At 69.8% G+C, this 26871-nt stretch carries 39 protein-coding genes; 27 read left to right on the forward strand and 12 right to left on the reverse strand.

Translation table 11 applies throughout. The features are described from left to right. The first annotated feature begins 196 nt into the window (after positions 1-196). From FRAAL_RS11860 to hisB, 7 genes are all read left to right on the forward strand, one after another. Entirely contained in the window at positions 197-667 is a 471-nt protein-coding gene (locus FRAAL_RS11860; RefSeq protein WP_011603877.1) for a hypothetical protein, read from the forward strand. After that, the gene (locus tag FRAAL_RS11865) at positions 664-1530 is read left to right on the forward strand and encodes a Crp/Fnr family transcriptional regulator (RefSeq protein ID WP_157892066.1); all 867 of its coding nucleotides are present in this window, start codon (positions 664-666) and stop codon (positions 1528-1530) included. Before FRAAL_RS11860 ends, FRAAL_RS11865 begins: the two co-directional genes overlap by 4 nt. Beyond that, the gene (locus tag FRAAL_RS11870; protein WP_041939194.1) at positions 1527-2297 is read left to right on the forward strand and encodes a hypothetical protein; all 771 of its coding nucleotides are present in this window, start codon (positions 1527-1529) and stop codon (positions 2295-2297) included. The genes FRAAL_RS11865 and FRAAL_RS11870 overlap by 4 nt, the downstream gene beginning before the upstream one ends. After that, positions 2294-3073 (forward strand): hypothetical protein, encoded by a 780-nt coding sequence (locus tag FRAAL_RS11875; protein ID WP_011603880.1) that lies wholly within the window; start codon positions 2294-2296, stop codon positions 3071-3073. The genes FRAAL_RS11870 and FRAAL_RS11875 overlap by 4 nt, the downstream gene beginning before the upstream one ends. A 184-nt stretch (positions 3074-3257) precedes the next feature. Then, positions 3258-3752 carry a hypothetical protein gene (locus FRAAL_RS11880; protein ID WP_011603881.1) on the forward strand — a complete coding sequence of 165 codons (495 nt, stop codon included), beginning with the start codon at positions 3258-3260 and terminating at the stop codon, positions 3750-3752. Then, positions 3731-3928, forward strand: coding sequence for a Na+/H+ antiporter NhaA (locus FRAAL_RS11885; protein WP_041939196.1), 198 nt, complete (start codon positions 3731-3733; stop codon positions 3926-3928). The genes FRAAL_RS11880 and FRAAL_RS11885 overlap by 22 nt, the downstream gene beginning before the upstream one ends. Positions 3929-3941: 13 nt before the next feature. Further along, on the forward strand, positions 3942-4538 hold the full coding sequence (gene hisB / locus FRAAL_RS11890) for an imidazoleglycerol-phosphate dehydratase HisB (protein WP_197537268.1): 597 nt from the start codon (positions 3942-3944) through the stop codon (positions 4536-4538). Positions 4539-4661: 123 nt separating this feature from the next. On the opposite strand, the gene FRAAL_RS32955 is transcribed toward hisB, so the two are convergent. Next, a complete protein-coding gene (locus FRAAL_RS32955; protein WP_157892067.1) occupies positions 4662-4829 on the reverse strand; it encodes a hypothetical protein in 168 nt (55 codons plus the stop codon). Positions 4830-5164: 335 nt separating this feature from the next. Between FRAAL_RS32955 and FRAAL_RS11895 the strand changes: the two genes are divergently transcribed. The 3 genes from FRAAL_RS11895 to FRAAL_RS11905 are packed head-to-tail and all read left to right on the forward strand — an operon-like array spanning position 5165 to position 7731. Beyond that, positions 5165-5989 carry a hypothetical protein gene (locus tag FRAAL_RS11895; protein ID WP_157892068.1) on the forward strand — a complete coding sequence of 275 codons (825 nt, stop codon included), beginning with the start codon at positions 5165-5167 and terminating at the stop codon, positions 5987-5989. A 37-nt stretch (positions 5990-6026) separates the two neighbouring features. Continuing rightward, entirely contained in the window at positions 6027-6872 is an 846-nt protein-coding gene (locus tag FRAAL_RS11900) for an endonuclease/exonuclease/phosphatase family protein (protein ID WP_011603887.1), read from the forward strand. A 25-nt stretch (positions 6873-6897) separates the two neighbouring features. After that, positions 6898-7731, forward strand: a complete 834-nt coding sequence (locus tag FRAAL_RS11905; RefSeq protein WP_011603888.1) for a hypothetical protein — start codon at positions 6898-6900, stop codon at positions 7729-7731. A 38-nt stretch (positions 7732-7769) separates the two neighbouring features. Here the strand turns inward: FRAAL_RS11905 and FRAAL_RS11910 are convergent, their stop codons facing one another. The 5 genes from FRAAL_RS11910 to FRAAL_RS11930 all read right to left on the reverse strand — a co-directional run bounded on the left by FRAAL_RS11910 (position 7770) and on the right by FRAAL_RS11930 (position 12393). Further along, positions 7770-8039 carry a hypothetical protein gene (locus FRAAL_RS11910; protein WP_162137471.1) on the reverse strand — a complete coding sequence of 90 codons (270 nt, stop codon included), beginning with the start codon at positions 8037-8039 and terminating at the stop codon, positions 7770-7772. 154 nt (positions 8040-8193) lie between these two features. Then, the gene (locus FRAAL_RS11915; RefSeq protein WP_011603890.1) at positions 8194-9405 is read right to left on the reverse strand and encodes a hypothetical protein; all 1212 of its coding nucleotides are present in this window, start codon (positions 9403-9405) and stop codon (positions 8194-8196) included. Positions 9406-9641: 236 nt separating this feature from the next. Beyond that, the gene (locus FRAAL_RS11920) at positions 9642-10079 is read right to left on the reverse strand and encodes a hypothetical protein (protein WP_041939198.1); all 438 of its coding nucleotides are present in this window, start codon (positions 10077-10079) and stop codon (positions 9642-9644) included. A gap of 161 nt (positions 10080-10240) precedes the next feature. After that, entirely contained in the window at positions 10241-10543 is a 303-nt protein-coding gene (locus tag FRAAL_RS11925; RefSeq protein WP_011603892.1) for a helix-turn-helix transcriptional regulator, read from the reverse strand. Between the two features lie 20 nt (positions 10544-10563). Further along, positions 10564-12393, reverse strand: coding sequence for a hypothetical protein (locus tag FRAAL_RS11930; protein ID WP_157892069.1), 1830 nt, complete (start codon positions 12391-12393; stop codon positions 10564-10566). Between FRAAL_RS11930 and FRAAL_RS11935 the strand changes: the two genes are divergently transcribed. From FRAAL_RS11935 to FRAAL_RS12015, 17 genes are all read left to right on the forward strand, one after another. Beyond that, positions 12382-12942, forward strand: a complete 561-nt coding sequence (locus FRAAL_RS11935) for a hypothetical protein (protein WP_162137472.1) — start codon at positions 12382-12384, stop codon at positions 12940-12942. The genes FRAAL_RS11930 and FRAAL_RS11935 overlap by 12 nt on opposite strands. 38 nt (positions 12943-12980) lie before the next feature. Continuing rightward, a complete protein-coding gene (locus FRAAL_RS30425) occupies positions 12981-13937 on the forward strand; it encodes a hypothetical protein (RefSeq protein WP_157892071.1) in 957 nt (318 codons plus the stop codon). Continuing rightward, entirely contained in the window at positions 13934-14317 is a 384-nt protein-coding gene (locus FRAAL_RS11945) for a hypothetical protein (RefSeq protein WP_011603896.1), read from the forward strand. The genes FRAAL_RS30425 and FRAAL_RS11945 overlap by 4 nt, the downstream gene beginning before the upstream one ends. Before the next feature lie 2 nt (positions 14318-14319). Continuing rightward, the gene (locus tag FRAAL_RS11950) at positions 14320-14706 is read left to right on the forward strand and encodes a 6-carboxytetrahydropterin synthase (RefSeq protein ID WP_041939200.1); all 387 of its coding nucleotides are present in this window, start codon (positions 14320-14322) and stop codon (positions 14704-14706) included. A gap of 59 nt (positions 14707-14765) precedes the next feature. Next, complete coding sequence (locus FRAAL_RS11955) at positions 14766-15455, forward strand: 7-carboxy-7-deazaguanine synthase QueE (protein WP_197537269.1); 690 nt, start codon at positions 14766-14768, stop codon at positions 15453-15455. A 5-nt stretch (positions 15456-15460) separates the two neighbouring features. Further along, positions 15461-16027, forward strand: a complete 567-nt coding sequence (gene folE / locus FRAAL_RS11960; protein WP_011603899.1) for a GTP cyclohydrolase I — start codon at positions 15461-15463, stop codon at positions 16025-16027. 54 nt (positions 16028-16081) lie between these two features. Continuing rightward, positions 16082-16831 (forward strand): ParB N-terminal domain-containing protein, encoded by a 750-nt coding sequence (locus FRAAL_RS11965; protein WP_157892072.1) that lies wholly within the window; start codon positions 16082-16084, stop codon positions 16829-16831. Next, the gene (locus FRAAL_RS11970) at positions 16824-17675 is read left to right on the forward strand and encodes a hypothetical protein (protein WP_157892073.1); all 852 of its coding nucleotides are present in this window, start codon (positions 16824-16826) and stop codon (positions 17673-17675) included. The genes FRAAL_RS11965 and FRAAL_RS11970 overlap by 8 nt, the downstream gene beginning before the upstream one ends. Further along, the gene (locus FRAAL_RS11975) at positions 17672-18553 is read left to right on the forward strand and encodes an ADDT family thymidine hypermodification transferase (protein ID WP_041939201.1); all 882 of its coding nucleotides are present in this window, start codon (positions 17672-17674) and stop codon (positions 18551-18553) included. Before FRAAL_RS11970 ends, FRAAL_RS11975 begins: the two co-directional genes overlap by 4 nt. A 52-nt stretch (positions 18554-18605) precedes the next feature. After that, positions 18606-19106 carry a P-loop-containing protein gene (locus tag FRAAL_RS11980; RefSeq protein ID WP_231861614.1) on the forward strand — a complete coding sequence of 167 codons (501 nt, stop codon included), beginning with the start codon at positions 18606-18608 and terminating at the stop codon, positions 19104-19106. Continuing rightward, the gene (locus FRAAL_RS11985; protein WP_041939202.1) at positions 19103-19993 is read left to right on the forward strand and encodes a hypothetical protein; all 891 of its coding nucleotides are present in this window, start codon (positions 19103-19105) and stop codon (positions 19991-19993) included. The genes FRAAL_RS11980 and FRAAL_RS11985 overlap by 4 nt, the downstream gene beginning before the upstream one ends. Positions 19994-20093: 100 nt before the next feature. Continuing rightward, positions 20094-20777 carry a hypothetical protein gene (locus FRAAL_RS11990; protein WP_011603905.1) on the forward strand — a complete coding sequence of 228 codons (684 nt, stop codon included), beginning with the start codon at positions 20094-20096 and terminating at the stop codon, positions 20775-20777. Positions 20778-20874: 97 nt separating this feature from the next. Further along, the gene (locus FRAAL_RS11995; RefSeq protein ID WP_041939203.1) at positions 20875-21888 is read left to right on the forward strand and encodes a DUF932 domain-containing protein; all 1014 of its coding nucleotides are present in this window, start codon (positions 20875-20877) and stop codon (positions 21886-21888) included. Positions 21889-22079: 191 nt separating this feature from the next. Continuing rightward, positions 22080-22517, forward strand: coding sequence for a hypothetical protein (locus FRAAL_RS12000; RefSeq protein ID WP_011603907.1), 438 nt, complete (start codon positions 22080-22082; stop codon positions 22515-22517). Positions 22518-22667: 150 nt separating this feature from the next. Further along, entirely contained in the window at positions 22668-23111 is a 444-nt protein-coding gene (locus tag FRAAL_RS12005) for a hypothetical protein (RefSeq protein WP_011603908.1), read from the forward strand. Positions 23112-23252: 141 nt separating this feature from the next. Next, positions 23253-23660: a hypothetical protein gene (locus FRAAL_RS32960; protein ID WP_157892075.1), complete on the forward strand. Its 408-nt coding sequence runs from the start codon at positions 23253-23255 to the stop codon at positions 23658-23660. Between the two features lie 119 nt (positions 23661-23779). Then, positions 23780-23983 (forward strand): hypothetical protein, encoded by a 204-nt coding sequence (locus FRAAL_RS12015; RefSeq protein ID WP_041939206.1) that lies wholly within the window; start codon positions 23780-23782, stop codon positions 23981-23983. A gap of 119 nt (positions 23984-24102) precedes the next feature. Here FRAAL_RS12015 and FRAAL_RS12020 read toward each other — a convergent pair whose 3' ends face one another. From FRAAL_RS12020 to FRAAL_RS12045, 6 genes are all read right to left on the reverse strand, one after another. Further along, positions 24103-24297, reverse strand: coding sequence for a hypothetical protein (locus FRAAL_RS12020; RefSeq protein ID WP_011603911.1), 195 nt, complete (start codon positions 24295-24297; stop codon positions 24103-24105). A 128-nt stretch (positions 24298-24425) separates the two neighbouring features. Continuing rightward, positions 24426-24653 (reverse strand): hypothetical protein, encoded by a 228-nt coding sequence (locus tag FRAAL_RS12025; protein ID WP_011603912.1) that lies wholly within the window; start codon positions 24651-24653, stop codon positions 24426-24428. Positions 24654-24757: 104 nt separating this feature from the next. After that, a complete protein-coding gene (locus tag FRAAL_RS12030; protein WP_011603913.1) occupies positions 24758-25024 on the reverse strand; it encodes a hypothetical protein in 267 nt (88 codons plus the stop codon). Positions 25025-25090: 66 nt separating this feature from the next. Further along, a complete protein-coding gene (locus FRAAL_RS12035) occupies positions 25091-25612 on the reverse strand; it encodes a hypothetical protein (RefSeq protein ID WP_011603914.1) in 522 nt (173 codons plus the stop codon). Beyond that, positions 25609-26109 (reverse strand): hypothetical protein, encoded by a 501-nt coding sequence (locus FRAAL_RS12040; RefSeq protein WP_157734065.1) that lies wholly within the window; start codon positions 26107-26109, stop codon positions 25609-25611. The genes FRAAL_RS12035 and FRAAL_RS12040 overlap by 4 nt, the downstream gene beginning before the upstream one ends. Positions 26110-26335: 226 nt before the next feature. Continuing rightward, positions 26336-26854 carry a hypothetical protein gene (locus FRAAL_RS12045; protein WP_041939208.1) on the reverse strand — a complete coding sequence of 173 codons (519 nt, stop codon included), beginning with the start codon at positions 26852-26854 and terminating at the stop codon, positions 26336-26338. Positions 26855-26871: the final 17 nt, after the last annotated feature.

Below are 26871 nucleotides of genomic sequence, written 5' to 3' on the forward strand. Positions count from 1 at the left end.
GTCCGGCTGCTGCCGACCCCCCTCCGTCGCGTCCGCCCGGCGGCGGATGGCCGCGCGACACGAGCGTGCCGCGGGAGTGGTGGGCGGCGGTGCCAGGTCGCAGAGCTGCGCTGCCCCCCCGACGTGTTCCCGACCGGGCCCTTCCCGCGCACCCCACCCACCCCGGCTGCCCACCGGCGATCAGAAGGGAGAACCGATGACCCCCACTGCTTCCGTCGACTTCAACACCATCGAGCCAGGCGACCTCATCAACGTCGGAGCCGACCGGCTCTCGGGCGGCGTGCCCGCCGTGGGAGACGTGATCTTGTGCGACGACGGGGAGAGCCAACAGGCGTCCGCGGTCCTCGTCGCCGTCGAGGGAGACCGGCTGACGCTGCGTCTGGACATGACCTCGTTCGTGTTCACGCTGCCCTGGCCGAACGACGACCGGCTGCACGGAGAATCCGGCGTCCCACCAACACCGAGCTGCCGGGTCTGCCCGCGGTGGCGGCAGCCGAGGGACACGGCAGGTCTTCGACCAGCCGGGATCGGTGCGCTGATGATGCAGAAGCGGGATCCGGGGCGGGCTCCCGGGGACGCGGGACCGCCGGTGGCGGAATGCGTCGTGGCGGTGGCCGCGATGCTGGCCCTGATCCTGCTGGCGCTGACACACCCGCATCTGCCATGAGGGGCGATAGGGCGCAGGTGCGGCACCTGCACGCCGGCCCCCGTACCCTCGGCGGGCCAGGCCGGGAGACACAGCGGTGGGCGGGCCGGTTCCTGGGCACCCTGAGCCCGCAGGCCCGGGCCGCCGTCCTGAGCATGGGGCATGGAGACGTGGTCGCCGCGGGTGAGCCCGTTCTGGCGGAACCCGACGTGGGCCGGCTCGTGGTCGTGTTGCTCTCCGGCTGGGTGACGGTCACCGCCGCGGCGCAGAACGGGACGACGGTCATGCTTGCCGTGCATCACGGCGGTGAGGTGGTGGGCGCCGAGTCGGTGGCGGCGGTGGGCGGGCTGCGGGTGACAGCGGGGGCGCTCACGCTGGTCCGGCGGATCCCGGCCGACCGATTCGCGGAGGTCCTCGCCGCGCACCCGTCCGCCGCGGAGGCGTACTGCCGCGCGCAGTGCCGCCTCCTCCGACAGGCGACCCGGCAGTGGATCACGGGTCTTGCGCCGGTCCCCGTGCGCGTGGCGCGTACGGTGCTCGACCTGACCCGCGGCTTCGCGGACCGGCGCGACGCGGCGGGATCGGTGGTGATCCCGTTGAGCCAGGCCGAGCTGGCGGAGCTCGCGGGTGCGTCCCTTCCCTCGGTGCAGCGTGCGCTGAGCGGTCTGCAGGACACGGGTGTCCTCACGCTGGGCCGCCGCGCCATCAGCATCGTCAACCTGCCCGCGTTGGTGGCGGCGGCCGGGACGGCCGCCCCGCTGGCCGGTCCCGGGGCAGACCTGCCGGATGCCTGCCCTGGCTGCCCGCAGCCGCCAGCCGCATCCCAGCGGGGAGACGAGCCACGCCGCCCCCGGCTCGATCGTGGTATCGAGGAGGCTGTGTGACCGACGAGGACGTGCGACGGCTGCTGTTCGGCGACGACGAGCACTCCGTCGATCGGCCGGTACACCGACCCGTGACGCCGCAGGCGAGTCGTGTGGCGTCACCGGACGGGTTGCACTGCGCGCAGGCATGTCTGGTCATGGCGGTGGAGAGGCTAGGCCATCCGCAGCGGCTGACCCTCGCCGAGGCCGAACAGATCACCGGCTTCCGGCCGGGGGTGGAAACGTGGCCCTACGCGATGCTCGCCTGGCTCGCCGAGAACGGCTTTGAGGTCCGGCACGAGGACCCACTCGACGCTGTCGCATTGACCCGGGACCCGCAGGCGGAGCTGCGACGCTCGGGCCTGGACGAAGAATCCCTGACCTACCTGATGACGATCAGCGACTTCGATCGGGAGCGCGCGGCGATCACCCGCTGTCTGGCCAGCAGACAGGTGTCCTTCGCCCCCGGCATCCCTGATCCGCGGCTGTTGCCGAGCCGCCTGCACGCCGGCTGGCTGCCGCTGCTGTGCCTGGACGCCGCGGTCCTCGCCCGCCGGGACCGGGGCGGGTTCGAGGGCCACATGGTCCTCGTGACCGCGACGATCGGCGACTACGCGCTGGTGCAGGATCCGGGGCCGCCGGCCCGCTGGGACTGGGCAGTCCCCCTGCAGCACCTCGCGACAGCCCTGCGGTCCCCGGCCGAGACCTCCGGGACGATCACCTACGTCAGGGCGGCGACGGGACAAGCCACGCCGAGCCCGGGACTGCTGTCCGCGGAGGCTTCATGATTCCCGCGATCCGCCCGAGGGCCGCGACGGTCCAGGGCCTGGACGGTGTGCAGGCGGGTCGGCTGCGCGCGGCCCTGGCCTGGGCACACCAGTGCGCGAGCCGCACGGGGACGTTTCCTGCCACCTTGCTGGCGGACCGTCTGCAGGTGCCGGTCGACGAGGCGGCGACCCTGCTCAACAACCTCACCCTGCTCGGCGTGGCCGAGCGGTACCGCGCGCCCAGTGATGCCTGGGTGTATGCCTGCGGCCCGCTGCTCGCCGCGGCGCCGGCCGCCGATCCCGCGGCACGCCCGCAGGAGGAGATCCTGCCGCGGGAGCTGTGGGCGGCGATCATCATCGCCCAGGCCGAGACCGGCCTGGCCTCGGGCGAGGCCATCGCCGAACTGCTGGACACCTCCCGGCGCGTGGACCGGGTCGATGTGACGTTGCGCCTCGCGGTGCTGGCCGTTCGGGGACTGCTCCTGCTGGGCCCGGACCGGGGTGCCGCGCACCGCCAGTGGCAGGCGACCGCCCGCGGAACCTACCGGTCCCGCGACCTGCTCGCACGGGCGCTCACCGACCACGAGGTGTGGACGGTGCTCGGCGCCGACCCCCTGGACGTCGACGTGGACCTCCTCACCGCCGCCCGCCGCCTCGGTGTCGCCGGGGAGCGGTTGGAAGGGTGGGTGGATCGGCGCACCCGCGCCGGTCATTTCACCCGGGTCGGCCCGGGGCTGCGGCTCACCGACGTCGGCCGGGAGGCGATCAACGCCGTGCGGGAAGGCCCGGGGCAGTGAGACCGCACCCCTGCCGCCACCAAGCTGGCCCCTTCCGCTGCCTAGGGACGGAGCCGGGGTGCGGCACGCGGGGTGGTGCCCGCCTGCCGCACCCACAACGTGTGCCAGCCGCGACGTTCGCACAGCAGGCCGCCGGCTACCGGGTCCCCGCCGGGGCCCGGCCGCCGTGGCGCCGGCGGGCCCGGTGACGGTCCAGGACATCGGGCAGGCATCTGTCCATGCTCTGCGGGCGTCTCTGCTGGTCGCGGCGGCCCGCACGGCCCGCGCGGGCCTGTTCTCCGCCGGGCACGTCGCGGCTGCCCTGGGAGTCCCGGACAGAGAGGCGGGCCGCTGGCTGGACCTGCTCGCCGTACTGGGCCTGCTCGCCCGCTACCCCACGGCGGTCCGGGCCTATGCCTGCCAGCCGCAGCTCGTCGCGGCGCCGGCCGCAAACATCCGCCCGCTCGACGAGGTCAGCCCGAGCGAGCTGTGGGCGGCGGTAGCCACAGCACAGCTCCCAACAGGCGCCGCAACCGCGGAAACGATCGCCGCGCTCCTGGACTCCTCGAGCGGTCGGGTGGACCGGGTCGACCTCCTGCTGCGCCTCGCGGCGCTCTCCACAGGCGGGCGGGTTCCCACCGGCCTGCGGCTGACCGACAGCGGATGGACAGCCGGCGCGTGGCCGCCGCCGACACTGTGATGCGCCGAGTCAGCGGGTTCGCCGCTTTTCTGCGGGCGGAGACCACCGGCGGGCTGCTCCTGCTCGCCGCGACGGTGGCCGCGCTGGTCTGGGCGAACGCCGCACTCGGCATCCACCACACCGTGGTGCACCTGGCCGTCCCCGCGGGTGTGACAGAAAAACACGTTGCCGAATAGAAACGGAAAGGACATGAAGGTGACCAGGATCGGTACAGTGAAGCGGTTTACCAAAGAAACAGATGTGCAGGTCGAGGTAAACCTCGACGGTACGGGCGTGGTGGATGTCTCCACCGGTGTCGGGTTCTACGACCACATGCTTGCCCAGCTCGGCAAGCACGGCCTTTTCGACCTGTCGGTCAAGACCGTGGGCGACCTCCACATCGATGCGCACCACACCGTCGAGGACACGGCCATCGCGCTGGGCGAGGCATTCCGGCAGGCTCTCGGAGACAAGGCCGGCATCACCCGGTTCGCCGATGTGACGGTTCCCCTGGACGAGGCCCGCGCGCACGTCGTGGTGGACCTGTCCGGCCGGCCGTACCTCGTCCACGACGAGCCGGCAGGACTCGCCCCCATGATCGGTACGTTCGACACGACGCTGACCCGGCACATCTTCGAATCCTTCGTGGCGGCCAGCCGTATCTGCCTGCACATCGAGGTGACCCGCGGGAGGAACGCGCACCATGTCGTCGAGGCCCAGTTCAAAGGGGTTGCGCGGGCTCTACGCGCCGCCTGCACCCTCGACCCACGGATCGTGGGCGTGCCCAGCACCAAGGGAAGCCTGTAAGCGCCTGCCCCGACCTCGCCGAGAACGGGGCGTTGGAAGAAGATGGACCCTCGGTCAGTCGGCCTTCTTCAGCACCTGCATCTTCTCGGTGCGGCTCGGCGGGCGACGCAGCAGCGTCTCTGCCTATTCCTGCCGGCGGCGCGTCTGCTCAGCCTGCAGTTTCTGGGCGAGCTGACGTGCGAGGATCAGAGTCCACTGCTCGCGCAGCTTGGCTATCATCCGGCCGCGCAATACCGGGATGTAATCCTCGAATGAGAGATCGAGTTCCTCGGATTCGTCGTGGAGGTCCATAGAATGTTCGCACCGGGCCGGCCCCGGTATCCCTATTGCGCGGCGGCGCTGTTGCCGGCGAGGGCCGGCTCCTTTCTGGTGCGAATAGTCTGCCGATCGGATCAGTTTTCCGGCTATGCTGTGACTGTCATGGCGGGCTGTCCGGCGACGCTGGCGTGCTCCACACCCATACCCGGCGCCGAGTCGCTCGGGACGGTGGTCGTCGCGCCAGCGCGTCATGGCAGCTCGGCCTCCCTTATCGGCGTGGCGCTCATCGTCGCGCAGCGAAGCCACGCATAGCCGCGGTCACTCTGTCACTATCTGGAGCTATCGCGGGAGAATCGAGGGTGGGGGACGTGGTGACACGGGCGCTTGCCGGTCTGGAGCCGTGGGACGACGCACGTCCGCGGCGGATGATCTGTATCCATGGTGCGGACCCTGCCCGGCGGCTGCAGGTGAGCGAGCGGGTGGTCCGGGAGTTCCACGCCCGGGGGTCAGGGCGCACACCTGCCGCGGGGGACGACGCCCACCGGCCGGCGCGCACACGTGTCGCGCGGGTCGACGTCGCGTCGCTGGGCGACGATCCCGAGCGGTTTCTGGTGGCGCTGCGGACAGCGGTGGAGGTCGGCCCGGTGATACCGGGCGACTTCCCCGCGTTCGACCTGGGCCTGCTGATCTACTGGGCACGCTGGCATCCGGAGGTAACGCTGGCGCACCACGTCATCCGGCGTGCGGTGTGCGGGCCGACAATCGCGCGCCTGCGAGTCGCGCAGGCTCTCGACGACCGTGCCCGGAGCGTGAGCGGCGACGGGGAGCCGTCCTGGCTGGACCTTCTCCGCGCGCCGGAGGTCGCGACGCTGCGCGAGCAGTGCCCGGCGTTGGACCATGTCGTCACTGGTCGCCCGGAGCAGATCCGGCCGTTGCTCCCGGGCCTGCTCGGCTGGGACCTCCAGCGTCGGACCGAGCTCAAGGTCGTGGTCGTGCTCGACTCCGTGGACGCCGCCCGTGGTCTGTCGGCCCGGCCGGGCGATCTGGAGGAGGTCATCGTGGGGACCGCGGACCTGCCGACGCTGGTCGTCGTGTCGTTGCAGTCACCGGAGTGGGCCTCTCGTCGGGCGGGCGCCCTACACCCTCACGTCGATCTGATCGACGCCGCTGCAGAGGCAGGGGCAGGGGCGTGACGCCCCGACGTCGGGCTGCCAGCCGAAGGGACGTCGGATGATCTTGAAGATCATTGCGCAGAATCTTGCGAACGGGGCGCTGGCAACCGGGGACGGTGACCCGGAGGACAGGTGGCCGGATCTGCTCGCGCGGATCGCCCCGCACCGGCCTGATCTGCTGCTGCTGTGTGAGGCGTCCGACTGGCATCGTTACGGTCATAAACAATTAGCGAGGGCTATGCGTGACCTGGACATGGACGCATGCCCGCTCCCGCCGTCGAGCACCGGCATTCGCCCCGCAGTCATGTACCGCGGGGCGACGATCGGTCGATGGGTACGGTACAACGACGATTGGTCGCAGACCACGGTGCACGGGTTCGGGGTGGCCGCGTTTGACATCGGCCTTCGGAAACCGCTGTCCGTTGTCGCCGCCCATTTCGATCCGCACAGCCCGGACAAAGCCCTCCAGGAAGCAAAAGTGGTCGCGACCCGCGGCTACAAGTATGGGCCTCTCGCCCTTGTGGGCGGCGACATCAACTATCCTCCGACGCGCGGGCCGGCACCGGCCTACGGTCGGATGCGCCCGTACAACCGGGCCGCCCGCACGCTGGTTGGGCCGGATGGCACCCTGCAGCCTGACACCCGGGTGGCAGGCATGTTGGAGCGGTGCGGCTATCAGGATGCCGCGCTGGAGATGTTCGACCGCTCCGGTGACGAGACGCTGCTACGCCCCACTGGAGCAACCGATCGTATAGACCAGATCTGGGTCACGACACCCCTCGCGCCGGCCGTCATCGGCTACACCGTGCTCGATACCCCCGAGGGGGCGAGCGACCATCACGGGGTGATGGTCGAGCTGGACACCGACCTCATCGACGCCAGCGACCTGTGGGACTATCGGTAGCACTGCCAGCGATCACAGGAGAACCGTGCGAGAGTTCGAGCTGCCCGCCGAGATGCTCCGTCGTACAGGCCAGATGGACGCGCTCGGCGGTCGAATCGTGCTCGCCGTTCTGGACGGCGACAGGGACACGCTGGCCGAGGTCCTGAACCAGCTCTCCACCTGGGACCGCGACCACGGCGGCTGGCCGTACCACAGGGCGCCGTTCAAGATGGCGTACAGGACCGCGGCTGGCCATGCCTCCACCTTCCTTCGCCTGGCGGAGGAGAAGGGCCTGTCCACGGTCGACACCGCCCTTGATCGGCCTCGGGCTCTGGTGGAGCAGTATGCCCCGGACAGCTACCGGGAGCAGGCACTGGCGCATCTCAGCGCATGGGACAGGGTGGTCGAGCCTGATGTTGCTGCTGTCGTCGCCGTGGCGGCGGTCGCAGCGGCACTCGCATCCCAGAAAGCTCTTTTCCCGTCGCAGGAACAGGCGAAGCTGACGCTTGTCCGTCAGATCCGCCGCGCCGAGTCGGAATCCATTGGCTCGCCGCCGCAGGAGCGCACGGACGTCGGCGACGACGAGGCCGTGGCGTTCCTCGATGAGCTCCTCGGCGGCGACGCCGGACTGCCACACAGCCCGAGCAGATGGGGACTGTGGGAAATCGACATGGTCGCGGCTGTCAAGCGTCATCTGCTGGAGACCCCGGCGTCCGCCACCAGCGCGGCCCAGCGCGACGACCTGCGCCGGCGGATCGTGGCCATCCTGGAGTCCGCAGCCGCAGACCTGAAAAGCAGGAATGAGGCGAAAGCGGCGAAGGTACGACCGGGCGGGCAGCGGACGCAACCCAAGAAGAGAAAGCCCCGCAAGGGCAGGTAGGAACCTCCCGCCCGATACCGGAGACGCGACTACCGACGTCAGCTATCGGTGGCACCCTCACGCTCTTGTTGGACCGCGAGCATGGCGGTGACCATGGCCTCGGCCATCAAGGGAGTGAAGACACCGACGCCAGGTTCTAGGAAATGGGACTTCACCAGCTTCTCGTAGTGCGGATTCTTGCTCAGATCATAATTCGTCTGGGCTGCGACCGCGAACGACAGTAGATCCTTCCATGAGAATTCCCCGTTCTCATATGCCATTCTGATTGCTGCCACAATTGCCGCGAATCCGGGATTATCTCTGTTCATAGAAAAACTATACCGATCAGCGGGGTTGCAGCCGTAAGCGGACTGTGCGTGCCGGGCCCGACTCGGGGTGGTGGCACCTGGTCGACGGCCCGCGCAGTGACGCGCGTTGCTCCGAGCGCCACCGCCGCGTACCGACACACCTTGCCTGAGTAGTTCACCGCCCGAGGTGAGGGGTTGGGGGCCTCTTCCGCCGCCCGGCGAGAGTCCAGATGCCGGCGAGGATGAGGAACGCGAAGAGCAGCAGTCCCGCGTCGAGGATGGTGAGCAGGAGCGCGCGGTCGCGGAAGCTGAGGGTGCCGGTGAGGGTGACCCGGAGCGCGCTGACGACGAAGACGATGGCCACCGCGAACACCACCAGCAGTTCCAGGGAGCGGACCGCAAGGGTGTGGGCGCGGTCTTGTTGGGGGCTGTCCTGCTCCGATGCGCGGGTCTGCTGAGGGGCGATCGAGGCGGCGAGTTCCTGCCTCTGCTGGATGCCGGCGCGTTCTCGCAGGTACTGCTCCTGGAGGAGGTTGTGGCTGATCCGGGTGCCGATCGCGGGCAGCAGACGCAGCGCGGTGTCGATGGAGGCCAGTGCGTCGGCGTAGTCGCCGCACAGGCGTTGGCCGCACGCGAGCCGAAACCGGAACAGATGGTCGTCCGGGAATGCGGCGACGGCGTCGGCGGCGCGTCGGTGGAGCTGCCCACCCCGGTCGGGGAAGGGCGGCGCGGCCGCCAGCGCGTTGAGGCAGACATCAACGACCGCACGGGACCGGGGCGCACTCCAGGCCCGCTCGAGCAGGTCAAGTGCCGTGCTGGTGGGGATGCTGCGGCTGCCAAGCGCGGCATAGGCACGCAGCGCGGTGAACAGCGGATCCTCACGGTGCTCACCGGCGGCGACCGCAAGCAGGGAGGATTCGAGGAACCAGGCGAGTTCGTCGAACCAGAAGTTCGCCCTAAGCTTGCCGGCGTGGAACAGCGTGGCGAAGAAGTAGATGTCGGCCGAGTCCGGGTAGGTCTCAAGGATCCGACGGGTAGCGCCGGTGAGGTCGTCGCGGGACTCGACGGAGTCCCGGGTGATGAAGGCGTAGCCCAGCGACCACCTCTCGATGATGTCCGGGCGGACCGGCGGCTCGGCGTGGTCGTACAGCCAGCGGGCGCAGCGGGCCGCGACCTCGACGGTCGGCTCGCGCAGGAACCGGCGGCGCCAGTAGCGGTCGGCGCAGATCAGCCGGGCGTCGGTGAAGTCCGCCGACGGGATCTGGAAGGGGGGTTCGAGGTTCGCGTCGATCAGCTCGGCGGCGAGATCCTCGCAGACCCGGTCCAACGCGCGGGAGCCGGCGGAGGCGGCCTGACCGAGCCGCGCGTTGATCGATCCGACGTCCATGTGTCCCCTTCCGGCGGATCTTCACCGGATATGTACCACAGGGACGCGGGCCGGATCGGTACTTACTGCGAACATGCAGGTCGATGCGGTCACCGCCGCGTAGGCGGATCGCTCTCCTGCGGCACGCACATCGCCGTGGCGGGCCGACGTGATCACCGTTGGCTGGCGCACCGGCCGTGAGCTAGCCGACTTCCCCCGCTGGCTAGCCGCCTACCGCCGTTCGACCACGCTGCATTTCAACGCCTGTCGCGGTCGCGAGGGCGCAGGGACCAGCGGGCTGCGTACCCGAGATGACCCCCTCGCCGGTACGGCACACCGTCCGCAAGCAGGTCGTCAGATTCAGCGGTCGCAAGTGCCATCGGCCGCTGGGGGCGGCTGAGTACCGGGCAGACCGTCAGCGCCAGCGCCGCGCAGCGGCGGTGCACGGCGGTATCGCTGACGATCCGCCCGTCGGCGACGAAGACGGCGGCGGAATCGGGCAACAGCAGGCCGCAGACCTGGCAGAGCCAGTCCTGCTGGCAGAGCCGCCGCCGCTCCCCGTGCAGATGACCCCACCAGACCTGGCCGGCGATCACCAGCGTGATCCAGGGGACGGGAAGGCCGTCCATCTGCGGCCGGGGCCAGCCGGCCGGGGCACCGGCGGCCTGCGGGTGCTGCCACAGTGGGATGGTCATCCCCGCCGCCGCGCACCAGGTTGTTGCGCAGACCAGCCATGCGTCTGCCGCCACCAGGCGCATCGGGATGCCGCACTCGACGCAGGGACAGTCCGGGATGGCCGGGACCTTTCCCTGGCTACCTCCGCGGCGGGGATGGCCCGGCGTGCGGTTCTCCGCGGTCATTGGACGCGTGCGAGCACGATGTCCAACGGTTCGGGGTCCAGGAGTCGGCCCAGGTCGACGTCCAACGCACTGGCGATGATCAGTGCCTGGCCCAGGCTGATATCGCGGCGACGACCGCTTTCCAGGTCGGTGACCGCGGTGCGGGTCAGCCCGCACCGGTCGGCGACCTGTTGCTGCGTCAGCCCGCGGAGTTGGCGGATGGCACGCAATCTCTCGCGAACCCTCTGCACACCGGCCGCACTGTCCGCGTCGGACTCTGACGCGGCCTCGCCGTGATGATGCGCATTCTTGCGACTCATATTTTGATTCTAGTCGAGATCTACAACATCGCTGTAAGGGGTCGGGTGGTGGCCCTCCCGGGCTGGCGACCCCCATTCGGACCGGACGGCAGGCGTGCCCCGCTGTCATCGGCGGACTCCAGCTCGACCGGCCCCCCGCGGCGCGCGAACGCCAGCAACAACGCGTCGGCGTTGTCGGGGCTGCGCCCGGTGCGTTTCCGGAGCTCCTCCTTGGACTCGATGACGATCCGGTCCCCAGCGCCCTCCCGCCAGATGGGGTCCAGCAGTTGCGCGGTCGTGTCGTCAGCGTTCTCCATCACGGACAGGTCCCACCCCCCCTGCTCGGAGAGCAGACGGCCGACGCCCCACCACAGCTCCGCCCGCATGTTCAGGTACTTCTCCGGCTCACGGGACTTGGCGCCGAACCGGATCGGGTTGACCGCGACCCCGCGCACCTTGTGCTGTTTCAGCCAGCCCCGCAGCGCCGCGGCGATGCCCCACCCAGGCCCTCCCGCGTCGATGTTGACGGTCTTCGCGCCGGTGATGAGCACTGCCTGCCCGATCAGCTTCACTGCCTGCTCCGGCTCGGGGGTCCGGGCCTGCCACTCTCGGCCGGCCTGCACGCCGCGGCGTTCCCGCACGACGGTCCAGTCGCGCCCTTCGCCGACGTCGACACCCAGACACACCGGCCGCAGCTTCGACGCGGGCCAGGGCTCATCTCGGCCGATGCGGCGCTTGGCGACATCGGACGCTTTGATCACCTTCCAGGCGACGTCCTTCGGGAACTGCGCGAGGACCTTGGAGATGTAGACCGGGTTGTCCTCGCCCCACTCCCGCCGTTTCTCCTCGGCCCACGCGCGAGACAGCAGGGCCTGCCGCAGGTCATCCGGGATCTGCTCCCCGGTGAACGCCGGGGTCTCCGCGGCCGGAATGGTGATCACATGCCAGGACGGCAGCTCGCAGACCTGCGCGAAGTAGCTGGTCGGGTCGTCGGGATTGCCGATGGCCAGGATCCGCGCGTTCTCGTTCGTCGCGATCGAGTCCGCGGCGATCCACAGCTGCTGGGGGATACCGCCGGCCTCGTCCAGCACGACCAGCGGGTACTGAGCATGGATGCCCTGGAAGCCCCCTTCGTCATGATCGGCCGGTTTGCGGCCGAAGGCGACCAGGTCGTCATCGATGAGCCATTCGGTCTGGTTCACCCGGCCCAGCGGAGGGTTCATCAGCCGGGACAGGCGGCGGATCTCCCGCCACAGGATCGCCCGAACCTGCGGGAACGTCGGTGCCGTCGTGATCGCGAAGGCGCTGCCCGGGGGGTGGGTGTCCAGCCAGTGCGCGACCGCGGCCGCGGCCACGAAGCTCTTGCCGGCGTCGTGGCAGGACGGCACCGCAACCTTGCGGTGGACCCGCAATGCGTTGATGATCTCCTGCTGTTTCGACCACAGGTGGACTCCGCCCAGGCGGTCCCTGGCCCAGCGCACCGGCTCATCCCGGTAGAAGCCCATCCGGTTTCGGCGGGTCTGCTCCTCCACCCGGCTGCGGGCCAGCCGGGCAGCTTCGTGGCGTGCTCGGCTGTGGAGTTCAGGGGGCAGGCGGGCCAGCAGGACGTCGACCTGCCGGGCCAGGTCCTGCCCGCCACCGGCGATCACCCCTCCACCCCATCCATAGGGGTGATTGTCTAGGGGAAAGCGGTAGAGGATAGGGGTATGGCAGCGCGCGAGGTGCAGTACGTGCGGGTTCGTGATGTAGTGCCCGCGATCCGCAACGCAAAAAATCATGACCTGCTGCGGATCAGCGGACTGATCCGTCGCTTCGGCTTCGTGGAGAGCGTTGTCCGTGACGGGCGCACCGGCAGGCTGGTGGCCGGCCACGGCCGGCTGGAAGCCCTGCTCACGATGGAGCAGGACGGGCAGTCACCCCCGGAAGGCATCGCCGTCGACGAGGACAGCGCGTGGCTGCTGCCGGTCAGCGTCGGCTGGGCATCGCGTTCCGATGGGGACGCGGAGGCGCTGGGGGCCGCGCTCAACCGAGCGCCGGAGCTGGGGGGCTGGGACCACACCCAACTGGCCAGCATCCTGGCCGAGATCGACGACGCCGATCCCGACCTGCGAGCTCTGATCGGCTGGGATGACCGGCAGTTGACCAACCTGCTGACCCTGCTGGACCCCGACAACTGGGATCCACCGGCACCAGCCGCACCCCCCGGCCCCCACCTTCAGCCCGCCGCGGCGGGCCGGACAGGCAGCGCGCCCGACGCTGGCGCCGGCGCCGGCGCCCCGCAGGACCTGATGCCGCGCATCGAGCTGACCGTGTCCAGCGACGTGTTCGAGGCCTGGCATGCCCTGCTGTCCAGCTACCCGGGGCGTTCGGACACGGACAAACTGATCGCCCATCTTCGTTCCACCGGCCACCTCACATGAGGCACCCCGACTCGACCACCCCCGGGGGGCCGCCCACCATGAATCTGCTGTGGTCCTACGTGTATGCCCGCACCCTGGATTTGGATATCTTCCTGGGTGGTCTGCCCGTACCCCGGCTGAGATTCTTCGCCGACTCCGGCGCGCACAGCGCACGCACGCTGGGACTGGACATCAGCGTCGACGGATATGCCGCGTGGGTCAAACGCTGGTCCCACTGGTTCACCATCTACGCGAACCTGGATGTGATCTGGGCGCCGCGTGCCACCTACGACAACCAGAAGAGATTGGAAGAGGTCCACGGGCTCCACCCCATGCCCGTCTTCCACACGGGCGAGCCGGTCAGCGTCCTGGAACGCTACCTGAACGAAGGCTACACCTACATCGCCCTGGGGAAGCTTCTCGGTAACAGCGTGAAAGTCCTGCGCCCGTGGTTGGACCAGGTTTTCCGCATGGCAGAGGGCACCGCGGTGTTCCACGGGTTCGGCATGACCGTCTGGCCGTTGCTGCAACGCTACCGGTTCTACTCCGTGGACTCCTCCACCTGGGGTGCCGGCGTGCGCTACGGCCGGGTGAACCTGTTCCATGACGGCCGGTGGGTGGAGTGTCGGCTGGGCTCGGTGGAATCCGCACGGAAGCATCACCACGTGCTGGAGGCCTACGGGCTGCCTGTGGCCGCTGTCAGCCGCCGGCACTACGACCCCGAACGGGTGGCCGGGGCCTGCGCGGTAGCGATCTACCGGGCCAGCCAGTGGCTCACCGCACGCCTGGGCCCGGTCGAGTTGCCTCCTGGCCGGGGCTACCCGCCCCGGCCGGCAGTGGCCCAGCCCGCGCTGGTGTCAGCAGGGGCACCCGGTACGGCCGGGCCGCAGATCTACCTGGCCGAAGCCTGGCATGAGGCACACCGCCGCCACGCCGCCGGTCTGCATATCTATCTGGCCGACGCATCAGAGTCCTGGACTGGCCGTGCAGCCAAGGGAATAGGGGCCATGACATGAGGCGAACTGTCGCCGTCGGACCGTTCCCGGTCTTCTTCGGGAACGTCAACACCGCGATGAACCTGCGCGGGCACTATCACACCGGCTCTGTGACCCTGATCTATGAGTCCACCGGTCCCCACGGCTACCCCTCCTTCAAAGCCACCAACGATGCCATCCGGGAACGCCTGCAACAGCTCACCGAAAAGATTTTCCGGGATGCCACCAATGAGGACGTGACCGATCGGCTGTTCGCCGCGTTCGACGGATGGTCGGCCCCGCAATGGCAGCAGTGGGGCGGTGACTACATCCTGCACGCGGTACACCTGGCCGTGCAAGGCGTGCTGGACAGCATCGGTCACGACGACTCCACCACCATCTACACCACCGCGAGGGATTGACGATGCCCGCATTTGAGATCAGCAAGACATTTGAGTTCAGCGCCAGCCATCGCCTGTCCGGACTCCCTGCCGACCATAAATGTGCCCGCCTCCACGGTCACAACTACACCGTGCGGGTGCAGTTGCGGGGTGAAACGCTGGACCCGGTCGGCTTTCTCCTGGACTACGGGGAGCTCAGCCCGGTCCGCGATTGGATCGACGCCGCACTGGATCATCAGCACCTCAACGCCTGCCTGGATTTCAACCCCACCGCAGAGCTGCTGGCCCAGCACCTGGCCGGCACGGTCCGCCAGCTGGTACCGATACCCGACGGGGTACGGGTGGCAGTCGGGGTGTCGGAAACCCCGCGCACGTGGGCGTTCTACCGCGAAGCCGAGGCCGCGCAGTGAGCGGCCCCCACCGGCCCCGCCCCGACCAGGGCGCGCGGGGCGGCGCTGTCCACTTGCCGGTGGCTGAGGTGTTCGGCGCGACGGTGCAGGGTGAGGGGCCGGCAGCCGGCCGGCTGGCCACCTTCGTGCGTCTGGGCGGCTGCAACCTGTCCTGCTCCTGGTGCGACACCTCGTACACGTGGGACGGGGCCCGGTTCGACCTCCGCACGGAGATCACGTCCACCGCGGTGGAGACCATCGCAGCGAAGGTCACCACCGACCTGGTTGTGATCACCGGGGGTGAGCCGCTGCTCCACCAGGAACGGCCGGGTTGGACGGCGCTACTGCGCACCCTGACCCAGCAGCAGCGCGCCATCCACGTGGAGACCAACGGCACCGTCCGCCCGACCCCGATGTCGCTGCAGCACGTGGCCATGTGGGTGGTGTCCCCGAAGCTGCGCAACGCCGGCACGCATCGGGGCCGTCAGCGAGCCCGCCTGGCCACAGAGTGGCCGGCCCTGGCCGCCCAGCACGACGGCCGCGCACACCTGAAGATCGTGTGCGAGGGGGCGGACGACGTCCAGGAAGCCGCGCGGCTGGCCGAACGCTGGGGCTGGCCGGCAGGGCAGGTGTGGGCCATGCCGCAAGGGGCCAGCGTGGAACGGCTGGCCCAGACCTGGCCTGCGGTGGTGGAGGCTGCCGCGGCGGCCGGGCTGAACGCCAGCCACAGGCTGCACGTGCTGGCCTGGGGCCAGCAGAGAGGCCACTGACCCCGATGGACACGACGCGGGCCGTGGCCGCGGTGGAGGAACTGCTGGCCGCGCTCGAGGTGAACGAGGCCGACCACACCGCGGACACCCCCCGGCGGGTGGTCCGTGCCTGGCAGGAAACACTGGCCGGCTACCAGGCCGACCCCCGGCGGCATCTGGCCCGCACCTTCACCGCGCCGGACGATCCCGGGCTGGTGGTCGTGGCCGGCCTGCACCTGGTCACCACCTGCGCCCACCACCTGCTTCCCATCGTCGGGCGGGCCACGGTGGCCTACCGCCCTGCCCCGGGCGCGCCGGTGGTGGGGCTGTCGAAACTGTCCCGGGTCGTCGCGGACTACGCCGCGCGCCTGCAGGTGCAGGAACGGCTCGGCTGGCAGATCGCCTCGGCGGTCCAGGACTGCCTGGCACCGGTCGGGGCCGGCTGCGTCATCACCGCCGTCCACGGCTGCATGACGGTGCGCGGGGTCCGGCAGCCCACAGCGGTGACCACCACGGCGGTGTGGACCGGCACGTGGACGCCGGAACACCCGGACGTGGAGATGGTCGTCGCGGAGCATCGCGCAGCAGGGTAACCCTCTACCCCTCACCGCTACCACGGTCACCCCATGGGGTGGATGATGGGGTCCATGGCCGCCCGTGAGCTGGAGTACGTGCGGGTACGGGACGTGGTCCCGGCTACCCGCAACCCCAAAGAACATGACCTTCCGCGTCTGGTGGACCTGATCCGACGCTTCGGCTTCGTGGAAAGCGTCGTCCGCGACGGGCGGACCGGGCGACTGGTCGCCGGCCACGGCCGCCTGGAGGCCCTGGAGGTAATGGAGCGCAGGGACCAGTCACCCCCTGACGGGATCACAGTAGACCAGGACGGGGCCTGGCTGGTGCCGGTCACGGTCGGCTGGGCCTCCCGCTCCGACGACGACGCTGAGGCGTTGGGGGTAGCCCTCAACGCCGTCCCGGCCCTGGGCGGCTGGAACTCCGCCACCTTGGCCGAGACGCTGCGAGACATCAATGCGGTCGATCCGGATCTGCGCAGGCTGATCGGCTACGAGGACGCGGAACTGGACGACCTGCTGGCCGGGCTCCAGGAAGACGGCGGCGGCTGGGACGACGACCCCGCCGAGCAGGCGGCCCCCCGGACCGGCGGGGCCGACCCGACGGACCGCAACCAGCGGCGCTCCACCAGCCTGGCGGAGCTGGCCGACGGCTACGACGACCAGGCATCCCGGATCATGGTCCTGTCTTGGGAGGGCCCGCGGTACGTGTGGGCTGTCCAGCAGCTCCGGGAGCTCGGCGAGCAACGTGGGCTGGACAGCAACGCCGACGTGGTCCTGGCGCTCATTGCGGATGCCGTCGGACAGGCCCCGCCGGATGCCTGACTGGACGGTGGTGCCCGCGCGGCGCCGGCTCAGCCGAGAGCTGGCCGACGACCTCATCGGAACCCGGCCCGCGGCTGCCGAACCAACGATCACGGAGGCGACGGTCGCGGTCGACGACGACGGCGCCCCGGTGTTCGCTTACCTGCCGGCCGGTGAACCGCAGGAGGTCATGGCCCTGCGACGCGCGGTGCTGCGCATCCGCTGTGAGGCCCTGAGTCGGGCCAAAGGGGCCCTGAATATCTCTAGGAACTTCGGTTTCACCCCACGCCGGCCGGTGTACGGGCGGGAAGGCTGCCAGATCGGCCGGCTCGCTGCCGAAAGCCCCCAGGAGCATCGGGTCCTGGAACGGTGGGCGCTGCTGTTGGAGCGCACGCTCGACCAGATCGACCCGAGCATCGTGGCTCGCGACGCGCAGACGATGACCCAGGTCGATTCCTCCTGGCGGCTGGGCGGCGGCCGGCTGTGGACGTCCGGGGTCATCAACCGGTCGTCGGCTCTGCCCTACCACCGGGACCGCTTCAATTTTTCGACGTGGAGCGCGATGCCGGTCCTGCGCCGCGGGATACGCGGCGGCTACCTGGCACTGCCGGAGTGGGGTGAAGTGATCGCCTGCCGCGACGGGTGGACGCTGTTCTTCGTCGGCCGCCAGCACGTCCACGGGGTCACCCCGATGCGCACTGTGCAGCCCGACGGCTATCGGTTCAGCGTCGTCTTCTATGCCCTGCGGGGCATGAAGGACTGCCTCAGCGCGGCCGTGGAGACCGCCTACGCACGGCAGCGACGCAGCCAGCGCGAGCGGGCAATGGCCGCACGGCTCGCCGCGGGACAGCCGATGCTCCCATGACCCCGACCCCGCACAGCGAACAGATGTTCGGGACCTACTGGCGGTGGCACCAGCTGCAGGTGACCACCCGCGACATCGACCCCGTGTACCCCGTGCTGCGGCACGTCATTCGGGCCGCGGGGCTGGACCGCGACCAGGCCGTGTGGCTGGTCGTCCTGCACGTGGCCTACTACCAGCTGGGCTCGGCGCTGGCTGCGTGGGGCGCGCAGCCGGTACCGGGCGGGCCGCGCCCCGGGCTGCTGACGCTGCCGACCGGCACCGAACGGCGAGCGCACCGCGACGTCCGCCAGTTCGCCCGCCACTGGGCCGGGCTGTTGGGGGCCTTCGACCGGCACGGCGGCCCGGCCGGCTGGCTGGACGCCGGCGGCGCGGACTGGCGCCGGCTGAACGAGCACGTCGCCCAGGTGGAGGGCAACGGACGGTGGGCGGCCTACAAGACCGCGGAGCTGGCGCAGAAGGTCCTCGACGTGCCGACGGTGGTGGCGGACGCCGGGCATGCGCACTCCACCGGGCCGCGGCGGGGCTTGGCGCTGCTCTACCCGCGGCTACCCGCGGGGAACAGGCCGGTCGACATCCAGGTGCTGGACCGGTATACCCGCAGGCTCGCCCGCCGGCTGGGCGAGGCGGACATCGGCCAGGTGGAGACGTCGCTGTGCGATCTCCACAGCCTGACCCGTGGCCACTACTACCTGGGCCACGACATCGACGCCATGCAGCAGCAGCTCACCCGCGTGCCGTCCGACCTGACGGCGGCGGCGTTCGCCGCGCGGGCGGCCCGGCTGCCGGCGGCCTACCTGGGGGAACGGGGCGGCTGGTCGGGGGTGGATCGGGAGAGGAAACGGGTCTATGCCCGGCAGGGGATCATCTGCACGCGGTAGGCGGACGCTGCTCTACCTCATCGGGGAACCAGGGGTCGGGAAGAGCACGTTGATGGCCTCCCTTACCGCCCGGTGGGTGCGGGCCCCGTTGCCGGGCCAGCCGGGACGGGATGCGTTGGCCGACCGGCGCAGCGGCCAGGTGGTGGCGGTGGAGCTGGGACGGCGCCGCCGGGCGTTCTCCGGCACCGATGCGTTGCCGATGGATGCGGTCGTGGCTGCGGAACGCTACGTCCGATCCGGTCAGGCTGCCCGGGAGACGGCGCTGCTGCTGGGAGAGGGCGCCCGGCTGGGCTGCGCGCGGTTCCTGGCCGCGGCGGTCGCCGGCGGCTGGACGGTGGAGCTGGTCTACCTGCACGGGACGGAGGTCGCGGCGCAACGCCGGGCCGGGCGCGCGGCGGGGCAGGATGAGCGATGGGTACGCGGGGCAGCCACCCGGGCCCGCCGCCTGGCCGAGGGCCCGCCGGCGGGGGTGCTGGTCCACCGGGTGGACGTGGCCGCCGAGGTGACCCTGCCGGACGTGCCGGGGCTGTTCGACGCCGGACTTTGCGCATGATCCACCTGGAGGGGATGGGGTGGCTCGGCGCTGTCCTGGCGTTCCGGCTGGACCGGGAAGGTGTTCCGTTCACCTGGCACGACATCGATGCCCCGTACGTCGCGTGGCGGGCCTCGACCGGTCTGGTGTACCCGGCCGGCGACGCACGCAGCCAGGCCGGGCTGGCCGGGTGGGGGCAGTGGGCTCGAGACGGCTGGCTGCCGGCCGGAACGGTGGAACAGGTGGGCTACGTGTATGCGCACAAGGCACCCCCCCACCAAGGCCGCTATCGCACGGTGCCGCTGGCCCCTGGGGTGACCCTGGCCGATGCCCCGGCGTTCGCGGTGCACGTGCCCAGGGTGGTTGAGGCGGCGCGGCAGAGGTTCGCCGAGCGACGTCGTGCCGGCCGGCCGGCGGGCGCGGTCACGGTGCAGGCCCACGGCAGCACGCGGGCGAGGGCGGTGATGTGGGGATGGTCGGCGCCGGTGCGCCTGGCGTTGCCGGCGCAGGTCGCGGAACTTCCCTACCGGGCGGCGTTCTACGGGCGGCGAGTACGTCGCCTGGTGTACGCCTACCCGATTCCCGGCAGGGCGCAGTGGTGGTGGGCCGGCTCGGCGCTGGTGCGGCAGACCCGACCGCGCCGGCTGGACACGGCCCGTCAACTGGCCCGATGGGACGAGGACTGGCAGGCGGTGTGGCCGCAGGTACACGTGATGGAGCGGGCACGGGTGGTGGAGGGGTGGCGCCCACGGCCAGCGGACGGGGACCAGGCAGGGGTGGTCACCGACGTCGGGCAAGGGGTGGTGACGGTGCCGGCGTTGTGGCACTCCGGGGTGCGGTGGGCTCCGGGGGTAGTGCGTGAGGTGATGAACGTGCTGGCGGTGTGGGGTGAGGTCATACCCCGATAGCAGGCGGTGAAAATTGGTGCACGGATCGTTTGCGCGTCCTCCGCGGCACGTATAGAGTTACCAATGTCAACGAAGAACGCCACGCGGAAGGACGTACACCATGGCCACCACCTACATCGTCTTTGAGCTGGACACCGACGGCTGGGTCAAGGTCGGCGAGCGGGCCCGCAAGGAGGCCGCCGAGAAGCTGTACGCCCAGGCCCTGACCTCCGACCACCTTCCCGCCGCGGTCCGCCTGGCCACTGGCACCGGCAAGGTCCTGCAGGAGCGGGCCATCGAGAACGCGGCGGACCTGAGCGACGCCCAGTGCATCGAGCTGGCCCGGATGGCCGGCGACCACGACCTGGTCGCCGAGCTGGAGGAGCAGGCCCGCCTGGAGGCGGAGAAGGCCCAGGCCCAGCAGCGCAAGCCCAGCACCCGGGCCAAGGGCACCGGGGAGCCGCGGTCGCAGGCAACCTTCGTCCCGCAGGACGGCCCGTGCAAGGGGATCAAGTGCTACCCGGGCGGGTTCTACATCCTGGCCCAGCGGGTGCTGCTCACCCCGCAGGGGGACTCGGAATGGCAGTTGGTCGGGTGGACGAACGACAAGAAGGTGGCGCACCGGATGCTGCAGAGGGCCGCTCAGGTCGTGGGCATCCGCCGTGTGCTGGACCAGTCGTTTACGCAGTCCGGTAGCGGGATCGAGATTTTCCGAGCCACCTTCGCGGACGGGGAGCGCACGGTGGTCCTGGACACCAGCGTGAAGGCGGTCAGGGAGAGCCGGAAGGCATCGCAGGACGCCTGATCTGTAGTTCCAAGACGGGGGTGTCGGTTTGCGCCGACACCCCCGATCGTATAGAGTTGCCAATGTCAGCAAAGAACGGTCGCGAAAGGACCTGAAGATGGCACACGAATTTGAGACCGGATTCTTCTACCGTGAGCCGGCCTGGCACGGACTGGGTAACGTGCTCACCGAGCGGCCGAAGACCTGGGATGAGGCCCGACAGGCCGGTGGCTTCGCCTGGGACCCGATCCTGGTGCCGTCCTTCGGATACCGCGGTGTCCACGTCCCGACCGGCAAGACGGTGTGGGAGCCGGGCCCGGACGTCGACGGAGAGATCACGCGGAGCCCCGACTACCTGCGGTGCATCCGGTCCGACACTGGCCTGGAGCTGTCCCACCCGCGGGATACCTGGACGCTCATCGACCATGCAGAGATGGGCGAGATCGTGGAGGCCTTCCTCGGCATGGAAAACGTCCAGTATGAGACCGGCGGTGTCCTGGAGAAAGGCCGTGCGGTCTGGGCCCTGATCAAGCTTGACGAGCCCATCGCGCTGCCCGGCGACAACAGCCTCACGCTGCCGTACTTCCTGCTCCGGAACAGGCACGACGGGAACGGCTCCTGCTCGGTGTCCCACACCCCGGTACGCGTGGTATGCGCGAACACCTGGAAGGTCTCAGAAATGACCGATGAGGCCAACGGGACAGTGTTCTCCTTCCGTCACAACGAGAAGTGGCGGGACCGCCTGGAGGAAGCTAAGCAGGCGATCAAGGGCGTGCGGAAGCAGTTCACCCTCTACCAGGAGATCGCCGAGAGGCTGCTGGATATGACTGTCACTGAGAAGCAGCAACAGATGTTCGTGAACGACTTCATCCCCACCCCGACCGGCGCAACCAGCGACCGGCAGATGCGCAACATCGAAAGGACGCGCGCCGAGGTCCGGAACATCCTGGCCTCCCCGACCACGGCACCAGTCGCACACACCGCCTACGGCCTGGTACAGGCCGCCAGCGAGTGGGATGAGCACGTCCGCCGCTCCAACACGCCGGAAAGCCGCTTCGCGCGGTCCGTCGTCAGGACCAACGAGAGCCGGCAGCGGGCCATCCGGATCGCCGAGTACGTGGCCGCCGCGTAGCGCGCGGCGGTTCCCCGTGGGGTCGGTCGTCGTCGGACGGCCGGCCCCACGGCCGTCCTTGAGCTAGACGGTTCCTGCTCCCGTCGGGTGGCCGGGCGGGGAGGCCGCCCGGGTGTGGTCATCGCTTGCCCACGCCTCCAATATTCGTATAATATAACCAATGTCAACAAAGAACATCGAGAGGAGCTGCAATGCCGAACAAGCCCATCCACGTCGCCCTCGCCGCCGACATCCCGATCACCCTGGGCGAGATCGCCCCGGTCGTCCTGCCGACCGGACAGACCATCGCCGTCCGCATCCTTGCCCGGACCGGCGGGTCCACGCGGGACGTCGCTGGGGAGCCCTCGGTCTGGGGGAGCCTGCTTGACGCCGAGGAGGATGTGATTCTCTTCAAGATCCACCCGTACGGCTGGGCGCCGCGCGCCGTGGAGGACCTGCTGCCGGCGGTTCGTGCGGTGCGCCAGGGGGGTCTTGCCTTCGCCGTGGTGGATGCGAATCGGCTGCGCTGTCTGGACACGTTGGACCCCGCACAGGTCACGGTTGTCCGGCGCACCCTGCAGCGTTTCGGCTTCGCTGTCGCCGAGGTCCAGGGGGTGGACGGAACCTTCACGTTCCACCTGGAGGCGTAGTCGCGGCGTCCGCCGGCCGGTACCCCATGTAAGGGGGCCGGCCGGCGGACGGTTGGGGTAGGGGACGGTCCCGCGTCGGTTGAGGTTTGTCCGCTCACCATAAAACGTGTAGAGTAACCAATGTCAACGAAGAACACGAAGGGAGCGGTCATGTACGACGCAATCTTTCAGGACACCCACGTCGCGCTCACGAAGGAGGCGCCCAGCGGGATCATGCGGGTCGCCGAGGTGGTGGTGCCCGATGGGCCGACCATCGCCATCAACATCGGGGACCCCGTCATCCAGCCGAAGGACAGCCGGGGGACCTTCCCGTTCTGGGGATACCTCCTCGACGCCGAGGGCTTCGACATGCACTTCATCGTCCACCCGCGTGGCTGGACGCCCAATGACGTGAGGCATCTCAACGAGGGTGTGGAAGCCCTTCGTTGCCGGGACCTGTCCATCTCGGTGTTGGACGCGCACACGCTACGCGTCCAGGAGATACCGGCCGGCTACGGGGTCGGGGACATCCAGGCGGCCCTGTGGCCCCACGGCCTTGTGGTCGCTGAGGTGGCCGAGCTGACGTGGTTCACCGTGATCCGTTTGGAAGGGTAGCCGCACGGTCCGATGGCCGGTACCCGGGATGGGTGCCGGCCATCGGCATATCCGAGGCGGCAGCATCGGCCTACCGGTTTGCCTCGTTCGTAAATGTTGTATAGACTTGCCAATGTCAACAAAGAACGAGGAAGGGGAACCATGAACCTCAAAAAGATCATTAAGTCGGCCGGTGACCCCCGCTGCCCGGTGTGCTTTGCGCAGGCACCGCGCGGCCGCGCGGGACGCTTCCGCCCCCACCAGATCCACGGGGAGACCTGCGGCGGCCAGGGATTCACCCCCCGCCGGTTGGCGGCGATGGAGCGAGTCCTGACGCCGGAGGCGGCGTCTTGGAACACGGCCCGCAGGGTCCGGAAGGTCGTCACCCGCCGGACGTTCGTGATCGGCTACAACGTCCGGCAGGACTGGATCGCCTGGCACCCGTCCCGCCCGGAGTGGGCGGTGGTGGTCCGAGAGAACCACAAGCTGTGCGCCGCTGCGCATCTGCCCGACATCGAGGCGGCGAAGGCGCTGGCGAACGCCTGGGCTGGCCGCGCCGACGGTAGCTGAGGGTTGGCCTGCCCCGCGGAAGCGGGGCAGGCGCTCCCCGCCGCACGGTGGGGGGCGTTGCCTCCCGGCTCATATCGTGTATACTTACCAATGTCAGCAAAGAATGGAGGGGAGGCGCCATGACCATCGACACCGAGCAGATCGCACGCACCCTGGAAGAGAACGGCTTCACGGTGAGCACCACCCCTGACGCGCTTCACATCCACGACGTCGGGCTGGTGGAAAGCGACAGGACTGTGATCCACGAAGTGGTCGCCGAGGCTGGCCGCCAGATCGCCTCCGAGCAGCTGGCCGGGGACTGCCTGATCGTCACGCTCGCGTAGGCACCCGGCGTCGCTGGCCCGCGCATCCCCCTGGCGCGCGGGCCAGCCGCCGGCAAGGGCGATCAAGGTACGGGGTGCGGATTATGAGCGGTCGTTCCGCTCATAATCCGCGTTGATCTTCAGGTGGTGATCAGGTGGAGGTGGACGGGGGTCCCACCGTCGAGTGCGCGGGCGAGCGCGACGCTGTGAAGGATGTCCTGGGCCAGCTGCTCGGCCTGCTCGGCGGGCAGGTGCACGGTGCGCTGGCCCTGGGCGTCGCGCACTTCCAGGTCGACGCCGTCCCCTGCGGCATAGGGAGTGATGGGGCAGTCCATGCGGCCTCCAGGGCGGGTATCCTGCGGGCGACCGGCCGTGTGCTCCTCGGCCGGTCATGGAAAGGGCTGAGGTGCCGGCGGGTTACGCCTCCACCTGTCGTGGAGTCCGCCGGCACCTCGTGATCATTTTAGATGATCTGGTTGACGTCCTTCAATCCCGCCAGCTCCCGCAGGTCCTCAGCAACGGGCTTCCCGGTGTACGGCGTCAGGGCGTCGAGGGCCTGAATCAGCTGTGCGAAGGCGACGGGGTCGGCGGCGCGGTACTCCCGCAGCGGCATGTCTTTGCCGCCATTCGCCGCCTGCAGGCGGCCCTGGGCCGCCTTGGCCTGCTGCAGCCAGGCCTCGAAGGTCTTCACGATCGCGAACAGGCGTTCCTCTCGGGGCTCAGAAGGCGTTTACCTATGGGCTCATGCGGCGGGGGTGACCCCGCCCCCGGCAGTGCCGGGGGCGGGACGGGGTGCTAGCCGGCGCGCCTCTCCTTCCGGTGCGCGCGCTCCAGGCGGCCGCACTCCGCGGCGGCGTGCCGCAGGGCCTGTACCGCGGCGGTGATCTTCGGGTCGCGGGCGTTCATCGCCAGCTTGCGGGCCTGGGTGCGGGCCTGCTCGGGGGTGAGGTAGCGGATCCGGCCGCGGTAGGCGACCAGTACCTCCCAGCGGGGGAAGGGGGCCAGCTTGTCGGCCTTGATGATCAGGTCGTCTGGCAACCGCGGGGTCTCAGGGGTTTCCATGGCGCTCCTTGGTGAGATGGGAAAGGGCTGGTCAGCAGGGGTTACGCTCCCCGTTGACATTGGTAACTATATACGAACTAGCACGGGTGGGCAACGGACCCCGATCGGTTCGGACGGCCTGGAAGGCTCCGCGGACAGCAGTTCCGCCGTGGCGGTGTCGAGTTCGGCGCGCGCTTCCTCCACCCGCCGTTGCGCACGATCCAGCTCGGTGGTGCTTCTCTCTACGTGGGCACGCAAGTCCTCCAGATGCGTTGACCACCTGGCCACGGCGGCGAGGTAGTCGAGCAGCCCGGGGTGGTCCGCGAAGAAGCTGCGGGTGTCGGTGCGGACCTGGTTCACCACGGCGTTGACCGTCGTCGGCGGGATGCGGCGCCGGCCTTGCCATCGCTGGACCCGAGAGTCGTAGGTTGCCTGCCACGCGTGTTCGGGATCGAAGTACAGGCGGTACTGCAGGTGGATCCCGTTCAGGGTCACAGTGAGGGCGGGGGTGAGCGTCGGGGACGCCGTCACCTCGACCTCCCCGTCGGCGGTGACGCGGAACATCGCATCGCCGAACCGGGTCGGGATGGCCCTGTACTCCACGGTCACTGGTCGGCCTCGGGACTCGTGGGCCGCTGCTCGGGCCCGGGCAGCGGCCGGTCCACGCGGGCCTCATAGGCGCCCCGAGCCGTGTCGACGGCACGCTGCAGCGCACTGTCCAGGTCGGCAAGGAGCTCCAGGGGGTCTCTTACCCGTCGCTGGATCGCTGCCCGCAGGGCCTGCCGTTCCCACAGCAGCTCCAGCACGTGGGTATCGCGGAAGTAGAACTCGGCGGCGTCCCGCAGGGTTCGGATGACTTCGTTGGTCGCCTCGGGTGACGCGTGCTGGTCGCTGTCCCACGGGCGGATGCGACAGTGGCGGACCCTCCACCCGCGGTGTTCGTTGTCCAGTGTCGCCTCGAACTGGAGGCGTTGGCCGTCCACGTTCACGATCAGATCCGGGGTGAGCGTGGGTGACACCGTCAGCTTGACGGTCGCCCCGGGGGAGGCAGTCAGGGGCACCTCACCCCATGGGGTGGGCAGCAGGAGGACGTAGTCAGGGATCATCAAGGCTCCGCGTGAGATCACAAGGGCCGTGCCTGGCACGGCCATGCGCGGGCTGCGCGCGATCGGCAGGACGAGGTTGGCAGGCGGTTTCCGGGTACAGCTCCGGGTCACCGTGAGAGAGGCCGGCGCGGCGGCGTTGGCGTCGCGGGACACCGGCCCGCCGCACGCGACGGGGCGGCGGGCCGATCGCTCCGGTAGGGGTGACCTACTTCCCCTACCGGGTGTGTCACCGCTTGCGGAATCGGCGTCCCGAGAGCAAGCCTCCAGCTCTCGGGCGCCCGCGTTCGATTTGAATCCAGATGGCGTCGGTCACCTCGAAGGTGGCCTCGATAATGGACAGCGCCTCGGTGATCGTGCCGGCGGGGTTGAGGGTGGTCTGACCGGCGGTGAGCTCACGGTGCACCGTGGCCAGCCGGGGCTCCAGCTCGGCCAGGGCAACGGCCTGCACGGTCCGGATGTCGGGCGCGAACCCGCGCAGTAGGCGCCGCCAGCGCGTGGTCAGGGCCTGGTCCACCGGGCGGGCCGTGATCGGTCCAGTGAGACCCAGTCCGGTCGGGGGCGCGGTCACCCCTGCATCGGAGGCAGCCTCTAGCAAGGCGGTGAGTGGGTGGCGGATAGTCACCGGCTCGTCGGGCCACGCGACATCGGCCCAGTTCCCGGCGTTGTCCTGGACGAGTGCTGTGACCACCCCGCGGGCGTCGGGGTGCTTTGACAGGTAGACGGTGCTACCGAGGCTGATGGTCATGGCGTCCTCTCGCACAT

The sequence above is a fragment of the Frankia alni ACN14a genome, assembly GCF_000058485.1.
GTDB lineage: Bacteria > Actinomycetota > Actinomycetes > Frankiales > Frankiaceae > Frankia > Frankia alni.